Source organism: Streptomyces diastatochromogenes, from assembly GCF_002242805.1.
In the GTDB taxonomy this organism is placed as follows: domain Bacteria; phylum Actinomycetota; class Actinomycetes; order Streptomycetales; family Streptomycetaceae; genus Streptomyces; species Streptomyces diastatochromogenes.
Genome location: NZ_MCGQ01000009.1, coordinates 231760 through 252519, shown reverse-complemented (window position 1 = coordinate 252519; position 20760 = coordinate 231760). Strand labels below are relative to the sequence as shown.

The 20760-nt window shown below is 70.2% G+C and carries 16 protein-coding genes and 1 riboswitch; of the genes, 11 read left to right on the top strand and 5 right to left on the bottom strand.

Annotation, left to right across the window (positions count from 1 at the left end; genetic code table 11):
- Positions 1-4: 4 nt before the first annotated feature.
- From BEK98_RS10790 to BEK98_RS10745, 10 genes are all read left to right on the top strand, one after another.
- Positions 5-820, top strand: coding sequence for an SOS response-associated peptidase (locus BEK98_RS10790; protein ID WP_094216210.1), 816 nt, complete (start codon positions 5-7; stop codon positions 818-820).
- 9 nt (positions 821-829) lie between these two features.
- The gene (locus BEK98_RS10785) at positions 830-1456 is read left to right on the top strand and encodes an alpha/beta hydrolase family protein (protein WP_094216209.1); all 627 of its coding nucleotides are present in this window, start codon (positions 830-832) and stop codon (positions 1454-1456) included.
- 255 nt (positions 1457-1711) lie between these two features.
- Complete coding sequence (gene sigR / locus BEK98_RS10780; protein WP_208643066.1) at positions 1712-2395, top strand: sigma-70 family RNA polymerase sigma factor; 684 nt, start codon at positions 1712-1714, stop codon at positions 2393-2395.
- The gene (gene rsrA, locus BEK98_RS10775; RefSeq protein WP_094216207.1) at positions 2392-2694 is read left to right on the top strand and encodes a mycothiol system anti-sigma-R factor; all 303 of its coding nucleotides are present in this window, start codon (positions 2392-2394) and stop codon (positions 2692-2694) included. The genes sigR and rsrA overlap by 4 nt, the downstream gene beginning before the upstream one ends.
- A gap of 122 nt (positions 2695-2816) precedes the next feature.
- Positions 2817-4160: an HD-GYP domain-containing protein gene (locus tag BEK98_RS10770; RefSeq protein ID WP_094216206.1), complete on the top strand. Its 1344-nt coding sequence runs from the start codon at positions 2817-2819 to the stop codon at positions 4158-4160.
- Entirely contained in the window at positions 4157-5386 is a 1230-nt protein-coding gene (locus tag BEK98_RS10765) for an HD-GYP domain-containing protein (RefSeq protein WP_094216205.1), read from the top strand. Before BEK98_RS10770 ends, BEK98_RS10765 begins: the two co-directional genes overlap by 4 nt.
- A gap of 108 nt (positions 5387-5494) precedes the next feature.
- Positions 5495-6475 (top strand): hypothetical protein, encoded by a 981-nt coding sequence (locus tag BEK98_RS10760; RefSeq protein WP_094216204.1) that lies wholly within the window; start codon positions 5495-5497, stop codon positions 6473-6475.
- A gap of 65 nt (positions 6476-6540) precedes the next feature.
- Positions 6541-7191 carry a peptide deformylase gene (gene def / locus BEK98_RS10755; RefSeq protein WP_094216203.1) on the top strand — a complete coding sequence of 217 codons (651 nt, stop codon included), beginning with the start codon at positions 6541-6543 and terminating at the stop codon, positions 7189-7191.
- Positions 7192-7450: 259 nt separating this feature from the next.
- Positions 7451-8533 (top strand): epi-isozizaene synthase, encoded by a 1083-nt coding sequence (gene cyc1 / locus BEK98_RS10750; RefSeq protein WP_094216202.1) that lies wholly within the window; start codon positions 7451-7453, stop codon positions 8531-8533.
- Positions 8530-9900 carry a bifunctional albaflavenone monooxygenase/terpene synthase gene (locus BEK98_RS10745; RefSeq protein ID WP_094216201.1) on the top strand — a complete coding sequence of 457 codons (1371 nt, stop codon included), beginning with the start codon at positions 8530-8532 and terminating at the stop codon, positions 9898-9900. The genes cyc1 and BEK98_RS10745 overlap by 4 nt, the downstream gene beginning before the upstream one ends.
- A 56-nt stretch (positions 9901-9956) precedes the next feature.
- Here the strand turns inward: BEK98_RS10745 and BEK98_RS10740 are convergent, their stop codons facing one another.
- The 3 genes from BEK98_RS10740 to BEK98_RS10730 all read right to left on the bottom strand — a co-directional run bounded on the left by BEK98_RS10740 (position 9957) and on the right by BEK98_RS10730 (position 14552).
- Entirely contained in the window at positions 9957-10922 is a 966-nt protein-coding gene (locus BEK98_RS10740) for a helix-turn-helix domain-containing protein (protein ID WP_094216200.1), read from the bottom strand.
- A 247-nt stretch (positions 10923-11169) separates the two neighbouring features.
- Positions 11170-12180 (bottom strand): ribonucleotide-diphosphate reductase subunit beta, encoded by a 1011-nt coding sequence (locus BEK98_RS10735; protein WP_094216199.1) that lies wholly within the window; start codon positions 12178-12180, stop codon positions 11170-11172.
- Entirely contained in the window at positions 12180-14552 is a 2373-nt protein-coding gene (locus tag BEK98_RS10730; protein ID WP_094216198.1) for a ribonucleoside-diphosphate reductase subunit alpha, read from the bottom strand. Before BEK98_RS10730 ends, BEK98_RS10735 begins: the two co-directional genes overlap by 1 nt.
- Before the next feature lie 125 nt (positions 14553-14677).
- Positions 14678-14801: riboswitch (cobalamin riboswitch) on the bottom strand.
- A gap of 251 nt (positions 14802-15052) precedes the next feature.
- Here BEK98_RS10730 and BEK98_RS10725 point away from each other — a divergent pair.
- Complete coding sequence (locus tag BEK98_RS10725) at positions 15053-18682, top strand: NACHT domain-containing protein (RefSeq protein ID WP_094216197.1); 3630 nt, start codon at positions 15053-15055, stop codon at positions 18680-18682.
- A 75-nt stretch (positions 18683-18757) separates the two neighbouring features.
- Here BEK98_RS10725 and mctP read toward each other — a convergent pair whose 3' ends face one another.
- Together mctP and BEK98_RS10715 are read right to left on the bottom strand one after the other, a co-directional pair.
- Entirely contained in the window at positions 18758-20368 is a 1611-nt protein-coding gene (gene mctP / locus BEK98_RS10720; protein WP_094216196.1) for a monocarboxylate uptake permease MctP, read from the bottom strand.
- Positions 20365-20631: a DUF3311 domain-containing protein gene (locus tag BEK98_RS10715; protein WP_094216195.1), complete on the bottom strand. Its 267-nt coding sequence runs from the start codon at positions 20629-20631 to the stop codon at positions 20365-20367. Before BEK98_RS10715 ends, mctP begins: the two co-directional genes overlap by 4 nt.
- Positions 20632-20760: the final 129 nt, after the last annotated feature.

Genomic DNA, 20760 nt, shown 5'->3' with positions numbered 1-20760 from the left:
ACGTATGTGCGGACGGTATGCATCCAGTCGTAGGCCCGAGGATCTCGCAGGAGTCTTTGAGATCGAAAAGTGGGAGCCCGAGGAGACCCTGGAGCCGGACTACAACGTGGCTCCGACCAAGGAGGTCTACGCCGTCCTGGACCGTCCGTTGAAAGACGCGGAGAGCCCGCGTCCGGTTCGGCAGCTGCGCAAGCTGAAGTGGGGACTGGTGCCTTCCTGGGCCAAGACGCCCGAGGGCGGCGCCCGGATGATCAACGCGCGCGCGGAGACCGTGCACGAGAAGCCCTCGTACCGGCGCGCCTTCGCCGCCCGGCGCTGCATCCTGCCCGCCGACGGCTACTACGAGTGGGTCACCGGCAAGGACGAGCGGGAGCTGGAGGTCGAGGGGAAGAAGAAGCGGCCGCGCAAGCAGCCGTACTTCGTGCTGCCCGCCGACGGCTCGGTGTTCGCGATGGCCGGACTCTACGAGTTCTGGCGGGACCGGACCCTGCCCGACGACCACCCGCAGGCCTGGTGGGTCACCTGCTCGGTGATCACCACGGACGCGGAGCGGACCCCATTGGCCGTCGCCCCCGCCGAGGGCCCGCACTCCCTCGCCGAGATCCACCCCCGGATGCCGCTGATGCTCACCCCGGACCGCTGGGACGCCTGGCTGGACCCCTCCCGCACCGACCCGGACGACCTGCGCGAGCTGCTCGCCCCGCCGCCGCCCGGCCTGATGCGCGCCTACCCGGTCGCCACGGCCGTCAGCAACGTCCGCAACAACGGCCCGGAGCTGCTGGAGGAGCTGGAGGCGCCGGAAGTGGGCACCCTCTTCTAGCCTTCTAGCGTGATCGAGATTGTCGAGACCGACGCCGGGACCGCCCGCATCACCTGGCACCGGGCGAAGCAGGCGCGGCTGGTGCTGGCCGTGAGCCATGGGGCCGGCGGCGGCATCGAGGCGCGGGACCTGCGGGCCCTCGCCCAGGTGCTCCCGGACCACGGCGTGACCGTGGCCCTCGTCGAGCAGCCCTGGCGGGTCGCGGGCAAGAAGGTCGCGCCCGCGCCGAAGACCCTGGACACCGGCTGGCGCGGCATCTGGCCCGCGCTGGCCGGGATGGATCTGCCGGTGATCTCCGGCGGCCGCAGCGCGGGCGCCCGGGTCGCCTGCCGCACCGCCACGGAGCTGGGCGCCCACGCCGTGCTGGCGCTGAGCTTCCCGCTGCACCCGCCGGGCAAGCCGGAGCGCTCCCGCGCCGACGAGTTGCTCGGTGCCGGGGTACCCACGCTCGTCGTACAGGGCGGAAACGATCCCTTCGGCAAGCCGGACGAGTTCCCCGAGGGGTCCTACGAGCTGGTCGAGGTGGCGTACGGCGATCACGGGTTCGCCGTGCCGAAGCGCGCGGAGATCACGCAGGAGCGGGCGATGGAGATCGTCACCGACGCTGTCGTGGAGTGGGTCGCGTCACTCGGCTGACTCCCGGGAATGTTGCACGCTGAAGCGCTGTTGTGGCGGACAGAAGTGCTGAAGCACCGGCACCGACGTCGTAGAGAGGAAGTCCGCCGCATGGGTTCGACCATCTGCCCGAGCCGCGACAGCCGCGCTGACCTGGAGTGGACGGTGCTGCACGCGGCCAAGGCCGCTCCTATTCGAGCGGCGGCAGGCACGGGTCGTGTTCTATCCTCCGAAACGAGTGGGATCGGTTTCGGTCCTGCCCGGGATCTTGAGGAGGTGGGTCCGGTCACTGGGACCGACGCAGGGACCGACAACGGCCAGGCGGAGCTGCCCGAGGGCCGGGGCGACAGCGCGGAGTCGTCCGCCGAGCGCAGCGCGCGCTTCGAGCGGGACGCGCTCGAATTCCTCGACCAGATGTACTCGGCCGCGCTGCGCATGACGCGCAACCCGGCCGACGCCGAGGACCTGGTGCAGGAGACGTACGCCAAGGCGTACGCGTCCTTCCACCAGTTCCGCGAGGGCACCAACCTCAAGGCGTGGCTGTACCGGATCCTCACCAACACCTTCATCAACTCGTACCGCAAGAAGCAGCGCGAGCCCCAGCGCAGTGCGGCCGAGGAGATCGAGGACTGGCAGCTGGCGCGTGCCGAGTCGCACATGTCGACGGGTCTGCGCTCCGCCGAGTCGCAGGCGCTCGACCACCTGCCCGACTCGGACGTGAAGGAAGCCTTGCAGGCGATCCCCGAGGAGTTCCGCATCGCCGTCTATCTCGCGGATGTCGAGGGCTTTGCGTACAAGGAGATCGCGGACATCATGGGGACACCCATCGGTACGGTGATGTCCCGGCTGCACCGGGGCCGCCGTCAACTGCGCGGCATGCTCGAGGACTACGCCCGTGAGCGAGGGCTGGTCCCGGCCGGCGCCGGAGAGTCGAACGAAGCGAAAGGTTCGGGCTCATGAGCTGCGGAGATCCGCACGAGACGGACTGCAGTGAGGTCCTCGACCACCTGTACGAGTTCCTCGACAGCGAGATGCCGGACGTCGATCGCGACAAGTTCCAGCACCACTTCGAGGAATGCTCGCCGTGCCTGGAGAAGTACGGCTTGGAGCAGGCCGTGAAGAAGCTGGTCAAGCGGTGCTGCGGCCATGACGACGTGCCCGCCGACCTGCGCGCCAAGGTCATGGGGCGCATCGACCTGATCCGCTCCGGCCAGACCGTGCCCGAACACGATGTGACCGCCACGGCTCAGGAGAGCTGAGTACCGGAGCTGCGTACCGGCCATCACCCGAATGTGCTAATCCTCGGGTCATAAGCTCCCGGATCCCCCGATTCCCGCCCTAGGCTCCGAGCCCGGACAGGCGTGGTCGGGGGAGGGGCGCGATGGAGGCGGTTCCAGCGAGGGCACGGGGCTATGTGGCCTGCGTCGCCCTGCTGGCCGTGGTCTGCGTCCTGCCGCTGCCGGCCACCCACACGCCCTGGTGGTCCCTCGCCCCGCTCGTCGCGCTGTACACGGCCTGCGAGCACGCCGTACGGCACCGTCTGGGCGGCACCTTCTACCCCGTGCTGCTCGCCGGGGCGTTCCTGCTGCCCCCGTCCGCCGCCGCGCTCGTGCCGGTGCCGGCCGCCCTGCTCGCCCGAGTCGAGGAGCGGCCCGTGTGGCTGCGCCGCGTGTGGCGGGCCGCGCAGCCCTCGCTCGCCGTGTGGGGCGCGGCCCACGTGCACGGGGCGCTCGACGGCCGGGACGCCGTCGTGGGCTGCGACTTCCCCTACGCCCTCGTGCCCGCCGGGGCGGCCGTCCTCGCCTTCTGCCTGGTGCTGACCGCGCTGGACGGCGGCATGCTCGCGGCGGGCGTGGGGGCACCCCCCACGCCGTTGAGGCAGTGGGGGAGGGTGCCCCTGCGCCGGGCCTGGCGCGGGCTGCTGTCCCGCTCCCTCGCGCCGGTCGCCGTGCACGGACTCGCCGGGCTGATGATGGCCGTGCTGTGGCGCAGCCGGTACGGGCCGGTCGCCGCGCTGCTGGTGCTGCTGCCGATGTGCGTCTCCTGCTGGGTCTTCGCCCAGTACCACCGGGAACGGGCCGCCCACCAGGCCACCATCCGCGCCTTGGTGCAGGCCGTCGACATCAAGGACGGCTACACCCGCGGCCACAGCGAGCGGGTCGGCCAGGCCTCCGTGATGATCGCCCGCGAACTCGGCATGGACGACGAACGCGTCGAGGTGCTGCGCTTCGCGGGCATCCTGCACGACGTCGGCAAGCTCGGCGTGCCCACCCGGCTGCTGCGCAAGGACGGCCCGCTGACCCCCGAGGAGCGGCGGATCATCGAGCTGCATCCCGAGTACGGCCACGAGATGGTCCGCGGGATCTCCTTCCTCGGCGAAGCCCGCGCGGCGATCCTGCACCACCACGAACGGCTCGACGGCAGCGGCTACCCGTACGGTCTGGCGGGCGGTCAGATCCCCGAGTGCGCCCGCGTGGTGGCCGTGGCCGACGCCTTCGACGCGATGACCTCCACCCGCTCCTACAGCAGGGCCCGCCCGGTCGAGGTGGCGGTCGCCGAGCTGGAGCGGTGCGCCGGGACCCAGTTCGACCCGCGCATGGTCACGGCGCTCGCCCGGGCTCTCGGCCGCCACGGCTGGCACCCGGCCGTCACGGCCGACGAGACGGCGCAGCCGATCCCGGCCCAGCAGCCGGTCACCGGCAGCCCCAGCGGGGCACCCCGATGACCGCCCTCCGGCTCATCCACGCCTCCGCCGCCCTCACGGCCGCCGCCTCCCTCGCCGTCACCCTGTGGACCGGCATAGCCGACCGGGGCGTCGGACTCGCCTTCGGGGTGCTCATAGCCGTCGGCGAACTGACCCGGTGGAGCGGAGCCCAGGTGCGGCAGGCCGCGCCGCTGGGCACCGCCGGATCACTGTCGTACGCCCTGCTGGGCGCCGACGCGGGGCACCCGACCCACCACGACGCACCGCAGGTCGTCACCATCGTCCTCGCCGCCTCCCTGCTCGGCGGCGTCCCGCACATCTGGTGCGGACGCACCCCGACCCTCGACCACCTCGCCCGCCGCGTCCTGAGCGTCGGCTTCGCCGCCGTCTGCTTCCAACCCCTCTACAACAAGGGCGCGTTCGAGTCCTGGAACGGCGCCGCCTACGCGCTGCTGCTGGTCGCCCTCCTGGTCCTCACGGCCCTGTGCGACGCCCTCCTCGCCGCCGCCCTCGCCCACTCCCGCACCCACTGGCCCTTCGGCCCGCTCCTGCGCGACGAACTGCGCGGGCTGCTCGGCATCGGGTCCGCCGTCTGCTCGACCGGCGCCGTGATGGCGCTCGCGGTCGCCGTGGTCGGCCTGTGGGCGCTGCCGGTGTTCTGCCTGCCGCTGCTGCTCGCCCAGCTGTCCGTGCGCCGCTACGCCGCCGTGCGCGCCACCTACCGGCAGACCATCGCCTCCCTCGCCCGGGCCACCGAGATCGCCGGATACACCCCTACGGGGCACGCCCGCCGGGTCGCCGCGCTCAGCCTGGCCGTCGGCCGGGACCTCGGCCTCTCGGGGCCCGGGCTGACCGTCCTGGAGTACGCGGCCCTCATGCACGACATCGGCCAGCTCAGCCTGGTCGACCCCGTCCCGGCCGGCGCCACCGCCGCCCTGCCCCGGGAGGAGCAGCGGCGCATCGCCCTGCTCGGCGGGGCCGTCGTACGGCAGACCGGCGTGGACGCGGCCGTCGCCGTGGTCGTGGAGCGGCAGGCCGACCCCTGCCGGGAGCAGCCGCTGGCCGCGCGGATCGTCAGGGCCGTCAACGCCTACGAGGAGAAGGCCCGGGACGCCGGGCCCGACGGGCCGCTCCGGGCCCTGGAGGAGCTGCGCCTGGCCACCGCCGGAGACTACGCTCCCGAGGTCGTGGAGTCGCTGGCCCGGGTTCTCTCCAGGGACTGTCTGACGCTGCCCGCGGCGGGGTAACCCATGGGTAATGAGCGCCCTTCCCGGCGTACGTGGTTGGATGCGAGGGAGAGGGTGTCCGGGGGCACAAGCCAGCCCACGTGGAACTGGAACTGGCAGGCGGGAATCGTGAGGATCTTCGGCAAGGGACGGCACCGGCCCTCCGCCTCCTGGCGGCAGGCCACCGACCGCGCGTTCACGCTCATCGGCGACGGCCGGTACGAGGACGCGGGCGAGCTGCTGACGCGCGCCGCCGACCTGGAACCGTGGCTCGCGGAGTCCTGGTTCAACCTCGCCCTGCTGCACAAGTTCCGGCACGACTGGGAGCAGGCCCGCGCCGCCGGGCTGCGCGCCGTGGCCCTCCTGGACCGGGAGACCGGCGCCCCCGACTGGTGGAACGTGGGCATCGCCGCGACCGCCCTGCAGGACTGGCCGCTGGCCCGCCGCGCCTGGCAGGCGTACGGGCTGCGGGTCCCCGGCGCCGCCGCCGCCTCCGGCGAGCCGCTCGGCATGGAGCTGGGCAGCGCGGCCGTACGGCTCTCCCCGGAGGGCGAGGCCGAGGTGGTGTGGGGCCGCAGGCTGGACCCGGCCCGCATCGAGGTGCTGTCCATCCCGCTTCCCTCGTCCGGGCGGCGCTGGGGCGAGGTCGTCCTGCACGACGGCGTCCCGCACGGCGAGCGCACGACGTCCGCCGGGCACTCCTACCCGGTCTTCGACGAGATCGAGCTGTGGGCGCCCTCGCCCGTCCCCACCTGGGTGGTCCTGCTGGAGGCGGCCACCGAGGCCGACCGGGACGCGCTGGAGCAGCTGGCCGCGGACGCGGGGTTCGCCGCGGAGGACTGGTCGTCCTCGGTGCGGCTGCTGTGCCGGATGTGCTCGGAGTCCCGTATGCCTTCCGATGAGGGTGACGGAGTGCATCTGGATCCGCACGATCACAGTGAGCCCGGGCATCCCGGGCCGCTGGGGCATCGCACGGACGGGCAGCTGTGGGTTCCCGAGCGGGAGTGTGGCGTCGCGGCGCCGGCTTCGCTCGTGCGGGGGCTGCTGGACGGGTGGGTGGCGGACAGTCCCGATTCGCGGGACTGGAGGGACTTGGAAGAGGTCTGCTGAGGGATCGCCGTACCCTGTATCAGCAACTTCACCCCTTGTTTTCCTGAGGAAGGCGTACGTCGGTCATGGCGCAGCAGGACACCGATCAGCAGCACGCGGGCGTGCTCCCCGTCGACGACGAGGGCTATGTCGTCGACACGGAGGACTGCGAGGAGCGCGAGAACGCCTGGCGCGAGCGCGGCACCTCGCGGCCGATCACGGTCGTCGGCAACCCGGTCCTGCACAAGGAGTGCAAGGACGTCACCGAGTTCGGTGCCGAGCTGGACCAGCTGGTCGCGGACATGTTCGCCAGCCAGCACACCGCCGAGGGCGTGGGCCTCGCGGCCAACCAGATCGGTGTCGACCTGAAGGTCTTCGTCTACGACTGCATGGACGACGAGGGCGTCCGGCACGTCGGTGTGGTGTGCAACCCGAAGCTGGTCGACCTGCCCGCCGACCGGCGCCGGCTCGACGACAGCAACGAGGGCTGCCTGTCCGTGCCGACCGCGTACGCGCCGCTCGCGCGTCCCGACTACGCCGAGGTCACCGGCCAGGACGAGAAGGGCAACCCGATCAAGGTCCGCGGCACCGGCTACTTCGCTCGCTGTTTGCAGCACGAGACCGACCACCTGTACGGGTACCTGTACATCGACCGTCTCTCCAAGCGTGACCGCAAGGACGCGCTCCGGCAGATGGCCGAGAACGAGCCACGCTACCCCGTGGTCGCCAACGACTGAGACGTGCGGTCCGACTGTCCGGACACCGTACGAGAGCAGCAACGACGTACGCTACGGCGCCCGTTCGGGATCCTTCCCGAGCGGGCGTCGTTCGTTTGTTCGTCGCAAGATTCCCGGCATCTTGGGGTGGTGATGGGGGCAAATCCGTTCCCATAATGGTCAGTTGTGGTGCTGAATGGAAGGGCGGGGATACGCAACGGCGCACGCCCGGCACGGCAAGGAGGGGTGTGCGCTCCTGGCAGCTGAGAGGGGACTGTTCGTGCACGCTTTCTCACACGGCACCACATCGTCGACAGCGGTCGCAGTACCGCCGTCTGTCGCCCTCCCGGTGATCGAGGACTCGTTTTCCCGGCAACTCCACCCGTATTGGCCAAAGCTTCAGGAGAAGACACGGCAGTGGTTGCTGGAAAAGCGGCTGATGCCGGCGGACAAGGTGCGGGAATATGCCGATGGCCTTTGCTACACCGACCTCATGGCCGGGTACTACACCGGCGCCCCGGACGAGGTCCTGCAGGCCATTGCCGACTACAGTGCCTGGTTCTTCGTCTGGGACGACCGGCACGACCGTGACCGGGTGCACGGCCGGGTGGGCGACTGGCGCCGGCTGAGGCACCGCCTGCACGCGGCCCTCGACGCACCCCGGCACCATCTGCACCATCCGGACCCCCTGGTGGCAGGGTTCGCGGACAGCGTGCTGCGGCTGTACTCGTTCCTGCCGCGCACCTGGAACCAGCGGTTCGCCGGGCACTTCCGCGAGGTGATCGAGGCCTACGACCGCGAGTTCCGCAACCGGACCGCGGGGTATGTTCCGAAGGTCGAGGAGTACCTCGCCCTGCGGCGGCTCACCTTCGCGCACTGGATATGGACGGACCTGCTGGAGCCGAGTGCCGGGTGTGAACTCCCGGACGCGGTGAGGAAACATCCGGCCTATCACCGTGCGGCATTACTGAGCCAGGAATTCGCCGCCTGGTACAACGACCTCTGCTCGCTGCCGAAGGAAATCGCGGGCGACGAGGTGCACAATCTCGGAATCAGTCTCATCACCCATGAGGGACTGACACTCGAAGAAGCGGTGGAGGAAGTCAGGCGGCGCGTCGAGGAATGCATCGCCGAATTCCTCGACGCCGAGCGGGACGCCCTGCGGTTCGCCCGCGAACTCGCCGACGGAACACCCCGCGGAAGGGAACTCAGCGCAGCCGTCCGCGCCAGTGTCGGCTATATGCGGAACTGGTTCAGCTCCGTCTACTGGTTCCACCACGAGTCCGGCCGGTACATGGTCGACAGCTGGGACGACCGGTCCACGCCCCCGTACGTCAACAACGAAGCGGCAGGTGACGAATGACCGTCGAGTCTGTGAAACCCGAGACGTCCGAGAGCGCCGAACTGCGCGAACCGCCCCTCGCCGGCGGCGCCGTCCCGGTCCTCGGCCACGGCCTGAAACTGGTCCGCGACCCGCTCGCCTTCATGTCCGGCCTGGGCGTGCACGGCGACGTCGTACGCCTGAAGCTCGGCCCCAAGACGGTGTACGCCGTCACCACACCCGCGCTCACCGGCGCACTCGCGCTCAGCCCCGACTACAAGATCGACGGCCCGCTGTGGGAGTCCCTGGAAGGCCTGCTCGGCAAGGAGGGCGTGGCCACCGCCAACGGCCCCCGGCACCGCCGCCAGCGGCGCACCATCCAGCCCGCCTTCCGGCTCGACGCGATCCCCGCGTACGGCACGGTCATGGAGGAGGAGGCGCACGCGCTGACCGAGCGCTGGCAGCCTGGCGAGACCGTCGACTGCACCTCCGAGTCGTTCCGGGTCGCCGTGCGCATCGCCGCCCGCTGCCTGCTGCGCGGCGACTACATGGACGAGCGCGCGGAGCGGCTGAGCATCGACCTTGCCACCGTCTTCCGCGGTATGTACCGCAGGATGGTCGTCCCGCTCGGACCGCTGTACCGGCTGCCGTTCCCCGCCAACCGCGAATTCAACCGGGCGCTGGCCGATTTGCATCTGTTGGTCGACGAGATCGTCGCCGAGCGGAGGGCATCTGGTCAAAAGCCGGACGATTTGCTGACGGCATTGCTGGAGGCGAAGGACGACAATGGCGACCCCATCGGGGAACAGGAGATCCACGACCAGGTGGTCGCGATACTCACCCCCGGCAGCGAAACAGTCGCCTCCACGATCATGTGGCTGCTCCAGGTGCTCGCGGAACATCCGGAACACGCCGAGAAGGTGCGCGCCGAGGTCGAATCCGTGACCGGCGGCCGGCCCGTTGCATTCGCGGACGTCCGTGCGCTCAGGCACACCAACAATGTCGTAGTCGAGGCCATGCGGCTGCGGCCCGCCGTATGGATATTGACGCGGCGCGCGGTGACCGACACCGCGCTCGGCGGCTATCGCATTCCGGCCGGGGCGGACATCGTGTACAGCCCTTACGCCATCCAGCGCGACGCCCGCTCCTACGGTCACCACCTCGACTTCGACCCCGACCGCTGGCTGCCCGAGCGGGTCAAGGAGGTGCCCAAGTACGCGATGAGCCCCTTCAGCGTCGGCAACCGCAAGTGCCCCAGCGACCACTTCTCCATGTCCCAGCTGAGCCTGATCACCGCGGCGATCTCGGCGAAGTACCGCTTCGAGCAGGTCGGCGGGTCGAACGACACCACCCGTGTGGGCATCACACTCCGGCCGCACCGGCTGCTGCTGCAGCCCGTGCAGTGGTGAGCGAAGTGCGGTGAGCGACGAGTGGTGAACGACGCCCGCCGACGACCGGCGCGCGCTCAGGCGGCCTCCGGGCCCCGGAACGCGCGCCGGTAGGCGTTCGGGGTCGTGCCCACCGCGCGGACGAACTGGTGGCGCAGCGCGGCCGCCGTACCGAAGCCGGTGCGTGAGGCGATCGCGTCCACGGTCTCGTCCGTGCCCTCCAGCAACTGCTGTGCCAGCAACACCCGTTGGCGCAGGATCCAGCGGTAGGGAGTGGTCCCGGTCTCCTGCTGGAAGCGCCGGGCGAAGGTGCGCGGCGCCAGGTGGGCGCGGGCGGCGAGCTGCTCGACGGTCACCTCCCGGTCGAGGTGCTCCTCCATCCACACCAGGACCTCGCCGACGGTGTCGCACGGGGCCTTGGGCAGCGGCCGCTCGATGTACTGCGCCTGCCCGCCGTCCCGGTGCGGCGGTACGACCATCCGCCGGGCGATCTTGTTGGCGACCTCAGGCCCCTGCTCCTTGCGCACGATGTGCAGACAGGCGTCGATCCCGGCGGCCGTACCGGCGGAGGTGATCACCGGGTCCTCGTCGACGTAGAGCACGTCCGGCTCGATGATCGCCCGGGGGTTGCGCACCGCCAGCTCCTTGGCCTGCCGCCAGTGCACACTGCACCGCCGCCCGTCGAGCAGCCCGGCCGCGCCGAGCACGAAGACACCGGAGCACACGCTCAGCACCCGGGTGCCCCGCTGCACGGCCCGTACCAGGGCGTCGAGCAGCGCGGGCGGGTACTCCCGGGTGACGTAGTCGCTCCCGGCCGGCACCGCGATCAGGTCGGCCTCCTCCAGCCGCTCCAGACCGTACGGCGTCGACACGGTGAGCCCGCCGACATGGGTGCTCAGCGCCTCGCCCTCCGCCGAGACCACGGCGAAGTCGTACACCGGCAGCCCCTCGTCGCTGCGGTCGATGCCGAACACCTCGCACACCACACCCAGTTCGAAGGGGTGCACGCCGTCCAGCAGTACGGCGGCCACGTTCTTCAGCATGCTGCCAGTGTGCCTCGGAAGTGGCAGTAAATCGAGGGTGTACGGCAGTCCTGCCACTCCCGGTAAGGAGCATCCGGCGCGACAGTGGTGACATGAACGGAAACCAGATAGAAGGCCTGATCGGAATGCTCGCCACGCTCGGAATCCTGGTCCTCCTGGTCCTCCCCTCCGTGCTCGGCATCGTGCGCGACAGGCGCATCGACCGGCAGCTCAGGGAGGCCCAGGAGACCCGCGGAGACAGGAGGGATCAGAAGTCCTCGTCCAGGTCGACCGTGCCCTCCACGGCGACCTGGTACGCCGACGGGCGGCGCTCGAAGAAGTTCGTCAGCTCCTGAACGCCCTGCAGCTCCATGAAGGAGAAGGGGTTCTCCGAGCCGTACACCGGGGCGAAGCCGAGGCGGGTGAGGCGCTGGTCGGCGACGCACTCCAGGTACTGACGCATCGACTCGGTGTTCATGCCCGGCAGACCGTCGCCGCACAGGTCGCGCCCGAACTGCAGCTCCGCCTCGACAGCCTCCCGGAGCATGTCCGTGACCTGCTGCTGGAGCTGGTCGTCGAAGAGCTCCGGCTCCTCCTTGCGGACGGTGTCGACCACCTCGAAGGCGAAGGACATGTGCATCGTCTCGTCGCGGAACACCCAGTTGGTGCCGGTGGCGAGACCGTGCAGCAGACCCCGGCTGCGGAACCAGTAGACGTACGCGAAGGCGCCGTAGAAGAACAGGCCCTCGATGCACGCGGCGAAGCAGATCAGGTTGAGCAGGAAGCGGCGGCGGTCCGCCTTGGACTCCAGGCGGTCCAGCTTCTCCACCGAGTCCATCCACTTGAAGCAGAACTCGGCCTTCTCGCGGATGGAGGGGATGTTCTCCACGGCCGCGAAGGCGGCGGCGCGGTCGTCCGGGTCGGGGAGGTAGGTGTCCAGGAGGGTCAGGTAGAACTGGACGTGCACGGCCTCCTCGAACAGCTGGCGGCTCAAGTACAGCCGGGCTTCCGGGGAGTTGATGTGCTTGTACAGCGTCAGCACCAGGTTGTTCGCGACGATCGAGTCACCCGTCGCGAAGAAGGCCACCAGGCGGCCGATCAGGTGCTGCTCGGCCGGGGTCAGCTTCGCGAGGTCGGCGACGTCCGAGTGGAGGTCGACCTCCTCGACGGTCCAGGTGTTCTTGATGGCGTCCCGGTAGCGCTCGTAGAAGTCCGGGTAGCGCATGGGGCGCAGAGTCAGCTCGAAGCCGGGGTCGAGCAGGTTCTGGTTGCTGGGCATTACTGGCAGGCCTCGCAGGACTCGGGGTTTTCCAGGGAGCAGGCGACGGCGTCGGGGTCGGCCGCCTGCTGGACGGGGATGGTGGGCTGCGCCTGTGCCGCGCGGGCGATGCGGGTCGCCGGGCGGGAGCGCAGGTAGTACGTCGTCTTCAGGCCCTGCTTCCAGGCGTACGCGTACATCGAGGAGAGCTTGCCGATGGTCGGCGTCTCCAGGAACAGGTTCAGGGACTGCGACTGGTCCAGGAACGGGGTGCGGGCCGCGGCCATGTCGATCAGGCCGCGCTGCGGGATCTCCCACGCCGTGCGGTACAGCGCCCGGACGTCGGCCGGGATCCACGCGAAGTCCTGCACCGAGCCGTTGGACTCGCGCAGCGCCTCACGGGTGCGCGCGTCCCAGACACCGAGGTCCTTGAGGTCCTGCACCAGGTAGGAGTTGACCTGCAGGAACTCACCGGACAGCGTCTCGCGCTTGAACAGGTTGGAGACCTGCGGCTCGATGCACTCGTACACGCCCGCGATGGAGGCGATGGTGGCGGTCGGAGCGATCGCGAGGAGGAGCGAGTTGCGCATGCCGACGGTGGCGATCCGCTCGCGCAGGGCCGCCCAGCGCTCCGGCCAGGTCAGCTCGGCGTCGTAGTGGTCGGGGTGGAGAACGCCCTTGGCCGTACGGGTCTTCTCCCAGGCCGGCAGCGGGCCGTTGCGCTCGGCCAGGTCGGCGGAGGCCTCGTACGCGGCGAGCATGATCCGCTCGGCGACACGGGTGGACAGGGCCTTGGCCTCGGCGGAGTCGAAGGGCAGGCGCAGCTTGAAGAAGACGTCCTGCAGACCCATCGCGCCCAGGCCCACCGGACGCCACTTGGCGTTGGAGCGGCCCGCCTGCTCGGTCGGGTAGAAGTTGATGTCGACCACGCGGTCGAGGAAGGTGACGGCCGTGCGGACCGTCTCGTCCAGGCGCTCCCAGTCGATGTCCCCGTCGCGCACGAAGGCACCGAGGTTGACCGAACCCAGGTTGCAGACCGCCGTCTCGCCGTCGTCGGTGACCTCCAGGATCTCCGTGCAGAGGTTGGAGGAGTGGACGGTGTGGCCCGGCAGGGCCGTCTGGTTGGCGGTGCGGTTGGCGGCGTCCTTGAAGGTCATCCAGCCGTTGCCGGTCTGCGCGAGGGTGCGCATCATGCGGCCGTACAGGTCGCGGGCCGGGATGGTCTTCTTCGCGAGCCCGTCCGCCTCCGCCTTGCGGTAGGCCGCGTCGAACTCCGGGCCCCACAGGTCCACCAGCTCCGGCACGTCCGCCGGGGAGAACAGCGACCACTGCTCGTCGGCGTTGACCCGGCGCATGAACTCGTCCGGGATCCAGTGGGCGAGGTTGAGGTTGTGCGTACGGCGGGCGTCCTCACCGGTGTTGTCCCGCAGCTCCAGGAACTCCTCGATGTCGGAGTGCCAGGTCTCCAGGTACACCGCGGCCGCGCCCTTGCGCCGGCCGCCCTGGTTCACCGCGGCCACCGAGGCGTCCAGGGTCTTCAGGAACGGGACGATGCCGTTGGAGTGCCCGTTGGTGCCGCGGATCAGCGAACCGCGGCTGCGGATCCGGGAGTACGACAGACCGATGCCGCCGGCGTGCTTGGAGAGGCGGGCGACCTGGTGGTAGCGGTCGTAGATGGAGTCCAGCTCGTCCAGCGGCGAGTCGAGGAGGTAGCAGGACGACATCTGGGGGTGCCGTGTGCCGGAGTTGAAGAGCGTGGGGGAGGAGGGCAGGTAGTCGAGGCGGCTCATGAGCCCGTAGAGCGCCGCCACTTCGTCGACGGACCGGGTGGTGTCGTCCTCGGCCAGACCGCTCGCGACCCGCAGCATGAAGTGCTGGGGCGTCTCGATCACCCGACGGGTGATCGGGTGCCGGAGCAGATAGCGGCTGTGCAGGGTGCGCAGGCCGAAGTAGCCGAAGCGGTCGTCGCCGGCGGCGTCGATCAGCGTGTCGAGACGCTCGGCGTGCAGCCGTACGAACTCCGCCGTGCGGTCGGCGACCAGGCCCTCGCGGTGGCCCACGGCGACGGACTCGGTGAAGGACGTCACACCCTGCGAGGCGGCCTCGGCGCGGATCGAGATGGTCAGCAGCCGGGCGGCCAGCCGGGAGTAGGCGGGGTCCTCGGAGATGAGGCCCGCGGCCGCCTCCGTGGCCAGCTCGCGCAACTCCGCCTCGTCGGCCCGGGCGGACCGGCCCCGCAGCGCGGCCGCGGCGACCCGGCCGGGGTCGGCGTCGGGGAGGTCGGCGGTCAGCTCGGTCAGGGTCCGCAGCAACGCGGCACCGGGACCGTCGGTCTCCACCGGGGCTGCGGTCGCCTGGACGGCTGAAGCCGGGTCGGCTGGCGCGATGGTCACGTGGGGCTCTCCCTCGCTCGGCACGGGGCCTGACGGAGGGCGGGGGGCAGCACGAGCGCGCACGGCGTCGCGTCCACCGGCCCACTCCACGAGGCCCGGACGTCTGAAGGCACCCGGACCGGACGGCCGGGCGCGCGCTGCCGACAGGTCCTCGGACTGAACAGGCGTGCGGATGCACGCAAGTACACCGTTGCGGGACAGTTCCGGATTCGCACCGGATTCCCCTGCGGCGACAGCGAGGACGAGCATACATCTAGTGCCGGGTCGTGGTGTCACCCCCAGATGTTGTGTCTGTTGCGTGTTGCGGTGGCTTCACAGGGTCAACTCGTGGGTGAGGAGAGTGAGGTCGGCCAGGCGGGAGAGGGGATTCCGGTCCCGCTCGGGTGTGCGGACCGGGGCAGCCGGGTTGCGGGGCCAGCCGTGAGTGATTCCATGGAAGGAGGTGCCGACACCGGCGGGGGTCCTCCGTCCCGAGCCAGCTCAGGGGAGGAGAGCGCACCATGCCGAAGGTCGTCCGTCATCCGCCGGGCAAGGAGCGACCACGCAACGAGCCCATGGCGACACTTGCGTTGAGGGGGCTGGGGCGACGGGCCAGACGCGTCTATCTGAGGCGCTGGCACGCTCTGACGGTCTGGTGGGAGGCCCGCAAGGACACCACCCGTCCCAAGCAGTGGCGCAGGTGGTTCTCCTACACCAATGGCATGAGGGTCGTCTGGGTCGTCGCCTCGCTCGCCGTCCTCGCCTGGGCCGGGGAGGCCGTGTACAACACGGTCACGCACCAGGAGAACTGGTTCGACCGCTGGCGGCGGAGCGCTGGGTTCGAGGGCATCTCCCGCATCCTCGGTCCCGTCCTTGCCGCCTCGCTCGCCGCCGCGTTCTTCCTGTTCGCCTGGTACAGCTGGACCAAGCGCCGCTACCTCGCGAAGGCGCGCCGGCAGCCGCAGGACCTGGTCGTCACCGCCGGGCCGGACATCGCCGAGATCGTCGGCCGGGAGGAGATCGCCGAGGTCATCGCCCAGCGGCTGCGCGAGCGCGAAACCCGCCGCCCGTATCTGCTCGTCGGCGGGGTGGGCGTGGGCAAGACCGCCGTCCTGGTGCGGCTCACCGAGATGCTGGCCGCGCAGGGTGCCGTCCCCGTGCCGATCCGTCTGCGCGACGCCACCGGCCCCGACCTGGACTTCAAGCGCATGGCCCGGAAACGCTTCGCCGAGGAGGCGCCCCAGGGCGTCCTGGCGCGCACCAAGACCGAGCGGGTCTGGCAGCAGCTGCTCGCCGACGACAAGGTGGTCGTCATCGCCGACGGCCTGGAGGAGGCCCTTCTCGGCGAGGGCCTGCAGGAGGACCGGGACAACATCATCCGCAGGGCCATCAAGCACGCCCACGAGGAGCGGCTGCCCCTCGTCGTCGCCTCCCGGCCGCACAGCCCGCTGGAGAGCACCCCCGCCGCCATCGTGGAGCTGGAACCGCTCAGCGAGGAGGAGGCACTGCACTTCGTCAAGGCGCGTGTGCCGGAGACGGACGAGCGCCGCGTCGACTGGATCGTGGAGACGGCGGAGGTGACCGAGTCCCCCATCTACCTGCAGATCGCCCGGGAGCTGCACCACCACGGCGACCTCGAGCGCGACCGCCGCAACGACCCGCGGCGCCTGGACTCCCGCAGCAGGGACCGCGGCCAACTGCGGCTGTGGCTGCTGGAGACATGGGAGCACTCCCTGCTGGAGGGCCGGCTGCGCGCGAACGTGGCATTGGAGCCGAGGGAGCGGCAGGACGCCCTGGAGGTGGTCTCCGCCCTGGCCTGTGTGGGACTTCTCCAGGACTCGCTGGAGGTCGGCTTCACGGAGCTGTTGGACAGGGACGTCCACCCTGGCCGGGTCCGGCGGGTGCGGGCCCATGCCGAGCATCTGTGGGAGCAGCGGAGTGTCGACCGGTACGGCAAGCGCCGCAACGCGTTTTCCGAGTGGCACCGGGAACGGATCTGGAACCTTCTCTGCGACGGCAGCGATGAGGTGAGCAGGACGCTGCGGGAGGGGGACCTGAGCCAGTGCCATGGCATTCTCGCCCGTTTCGCATGCCACGCCGACAAACTGAAGTTGGTGGAGGGATCCGAGCAGAAGGTCCGTTTTCCGCACAGCATCCTGCAGGCGTACTTCGGCTACCGCATGCTCTACCGCCTGGGGGAGCGCGCCGCCGGGGAGCTGGTCGAGCAGGCACTGCAACCTCCGGGTCCCAGCCGGGAGTTGCTCATCGCGCTGGTGCTGCTGTCCCGCCGGCGGGCGGCGGACCGCTCCGCGAAGGGCGGCAGTGTGACCGCAGAGCTGAAGAAGTGGGAGGAGGAGGTCCGGCGGCAGTCTCCCGGGCCTGGGCGGCCGATGGCCCACCGGTTGCTGACTGCCGCCAAACACCGCCCAGCCGACCCGAAGGCGCTCGACCTGTACACGGCGGCCCTGGAGATCGAGAGCGTGGAGGACACTCCCAGACTGCTCAGCACCATCGTCCGCGCGGTGCACGACCGGTGGCGGGACTTCGAGGGAGACCGGCGCACACTGGAGGAGGCGAAACTAGGACTGCTCAAGCAGCTCGGCACGGCGTTGCGGGCCACCTCCGGCAGGATCGACACCACCCCCCTCTACCAGGAACTCTTCGACATGGGCAAGCAGGAGCCCGCCTACTCCATCCGCCTGGCGGCTGCCCAGGAGTTCGGCAGCGGCGGCAATGACGCGTTCGCCGTGGTCCGCCAATGGATCAGCAAGCACACCGACCCCGTGCAGGAGTACAACGACAAGGTCAGCGGCCTGAAGGACTGTAAGAGACGGCTGTGCGTGAAGTGGGCGGCGGACATACAGCAGGCGAGAGCCGTCCGTGTCTCGTCACGGCCCCAGGACCAGCTCAAGCAGCTGACAGCCCGTCGGCTCAAGCAGCTGACAGACCGCCGGGAGGCGTTCAACCAGCAGTACCAGCACGAACGTGTCCTTCTGCTGCGGGAGTTCGTGATGCGGGCCTGGATGATCCCCATGCTCCTGGGCTCCGTCGAGGACAGCCACCGCGACGAGGCCCGGGAGCGTCTCACCAAGTGGCTGCGCCACCTCGACCCGCGGCGCGGCACCCCCGATCTGCCCCTCGCGCTCGAGGAAGCCCTGGCTCAGGGCTTCAAGTACGCGGCCAACCGGCGCAAACGCCACCCGTACACCTACCCGGGCGCCCGCGCCGACCTGATCCGGCAGGCGGAGACCGTACTGCGGCAGAGCCGCTGCTGGTACGCGCAGCTCAACCTGCTCCAGGCGCTGTGCCTGTGGGAACTGCCGGACACCAGTACGCGCCGGGAGCAGGACGATCGGCTCGGGACAGAGCAGGAACAGGACGGGGAGGCGCCGCGTGAGCCGTCCGGAGCGGTCCGCGGGCTGACCGCCGTACAGACCGTGGAGCGCTGGCTGTCGATGGCGGGTACGGTCAACCAGGCACCCGCCCGGGCCGGTCCCGACGGCGCCTCGGCCCGGGTGCGGCTGCATCCGTTCGTCGCCGAGGCCGGAGACCTGGTGGCGCTCGCCCTGGAGACCAGGCGGCCCGAGCGGTTCGTCTGGATCGACGAGAAGGGTGTGGCCGACACCATCGGCTCCCGCACCACTGCGCCGCAGGGCTACCGCAAGCACAACCTGTGGATTCCGCCCTCGGCCGGCTGGCGCACCCTGGACGGGCGGGCCCAGCGCCTGGTCGCCGATGTGCTGGTCATGCTGAACCTCATCGAACGCGAGGGGCACCCCGACGAGGTCGAGGAGCGTCTGGCCCGCGCCGAGCAGCCGGGCATGCCACTGCCGCCGTGCATCCGCCGTGACCGGGGGGCACTGCGTCCCGGCATGAAGGCCGGTAAGTCGCGGCCGCCCGCGCCGGGCACCACCTGCCTGCCCGACTGCACATTCCAGCTGTGCCCCTACCCACCGCGCGGCGCGGTGCCCCGGGGCGAGATCCGTGAGCCGTTCTGCCGCCAGCAGCAGGCCCTGCTGCCCGGACGCTTCCGGCGCCGGCTCCCCCGAGGCGTGGCGAGCCTGCACCGCAAGACGCCCGGCTGGGTCGGCATGCGCGTCGGGGACCTGGACACCTTCTGGGACGAGATGGCCGGGCGCACGCGCGACTAGGGGGTGTCCTCTGGATCACGCCGACCCGAGAAGACACCCCCTGGAAAGCCGCCGGTGCGCCCGGCCGGAGCTTCGTCAGTGCGCCGACCCCGCCGTGGCCGGCGGCAGCTCCGCCTCCACGCCCGGGTCGCCCGCGTCCGCCGTGTAGTCCTCCGGGCGGGTCTCGTCGAGGCCCTCGGGTGCCTTCACGGCCTTCAGGACGAAGGTCAGGACCACCGTGACGACGGCGTTCAGGACGAAGGCCGTCAGGCCGATGTAGCCGATCTCGCCGATGCCGGGGATCTCCTTCGCCGAGCCGCCGAAGTGCTTCTGCGTCGGCGAGGCCACCCCGTACGCGGCGAACGTGCCGTACACCATGCCGACCGCCCAGCCGGCGAGCAGCGCCCAGCGGTGGAACCAGCGGGTGAACAGGCCGCCGACCAGGGCCGGGAAGGTCTGCAGGATCCAGATGCCGCCCAGCAGCTGGAAGTTGATGGCGACCGTCTTGTCCATGGTCAGGACGAAGACCAGCGCGCCCACCTTCACCAGCAGTGACACGAGCTTGGAGACCCGGGTCTCCTGCTCGGCCGTGGCGTCGGGGTTGATGAAGTCCTTGTAGATGTTGCGGGTGAAGAGGTTCGCCGCGGCGATGGACATGATGGCCGCGGGCACGAGGGCGCCGATGCCGATCGCCGCGAAGGCCACGCCCGCGAACCAGTCCGGGAACATGTCCTCGAACAGCTGCGGAATCGCCAGCTGCCCGTTGGTGACCTTCACCCCGGCCGCGATCGCCATGAAGCCGAGCAGCGCGAGCAGGCCCAGCATCAGTGAGTACAGCGGCAGGATCGTGGTGTTGCGCCGGATCACCTCACGGCTCCTGGAGGAGAGCGTCGCGGTGATCGAGTGCGGGTACATGAACAGCGCGAGCGCCGAGCCGAGCGCCAGCGTGGCGTACGTCCACTGGCCCGCCGGGGCCGGTACCAGACCGCCCGCACCCGCCGCCGCGTACTTCTCGCCCGCCTTGGCGAAGATGTCGTCGAACCCGCCCAGCTTGATCGGGATGTAGATGATCGCCACCGCGATGACGATGTAGATCAGCGTGTCCTTCACGAACGCGATCAGCGCGGGGGCACGCAGACCCGACGAGTAGGTGTACGCGGCCAGCACGCCGAAGGCGATCAGCAGCGGCAGGTCCTTCACGAACCAGTTGGTGTTCTCGCCGCCACCGACGCCCATCACGTCCAGCACCGCCTGGATGCCGACGAGCTGGAGCGCGATGTACGGCATCGTCGCGAGGATGCCGGTGAGCGCCACGGCCAGCGACAGGCCCTTGGAGCCGAAGCGGCCGCGCACGAAGTCCGAGGTCGTCACATAGCCGTGCTTGTGCGAGACCGACCACAGGCGGGGCAGGAACGTGAAGATCAGCGGGTAGACCAGGATCGTGTACGGCACGGCGAAGAAGCCGGCCGCGCCCGCCGCGTAGATCGCCGCCGGTACGGCGACGAAGGTGTACGCCGTGTACAGGTCGCCGCCGAGCAGGAACCAGGTGATCCAGGTGCCGAACGACCGTCCGCCCAGGCCCCATTCGTCCAGGGACTGCTCGTTGTCGGCCCGGCGCCAGCGTGCGGCCAGGAAGCCCATGACCGTGACGGCCAGGAAGAAGAAGATGAAGACGCCGAGCGCGACGCCGTTGACGCCGTCCTTCACTGTGCCGCCCCCTTGCCCTGCGTGGCCCTGCGGGCGCTCTGGTCACGCTGCCACAGCTTGTACGCGAGCATCGTGAGCGCGGTCGAGATCAGCACCCACAGCATCTGGTACCAGTAGAAGAACGGGATCCCGATGAACGCGGGGTCCGTCTTGGCGTACGAGCCCACCCACAGCATCGCCGCGAAGGGCACGACCAGACACAGGCCGATGATCACGCGGACCGGTGTCACGACCGGCGGTCTCACTTCAGGCGTTTCGGACATGACACGGCTCCGTCCCCTCGCTGATCACCTGTGTAATGCGCAGGCAATCTAGGTGACGGTGTCGTGGCAGCGGAAGACCTCGTCCGTATATCGGTATGTCGATTTGGGGGTTGAGGTGTGAAGACCTCA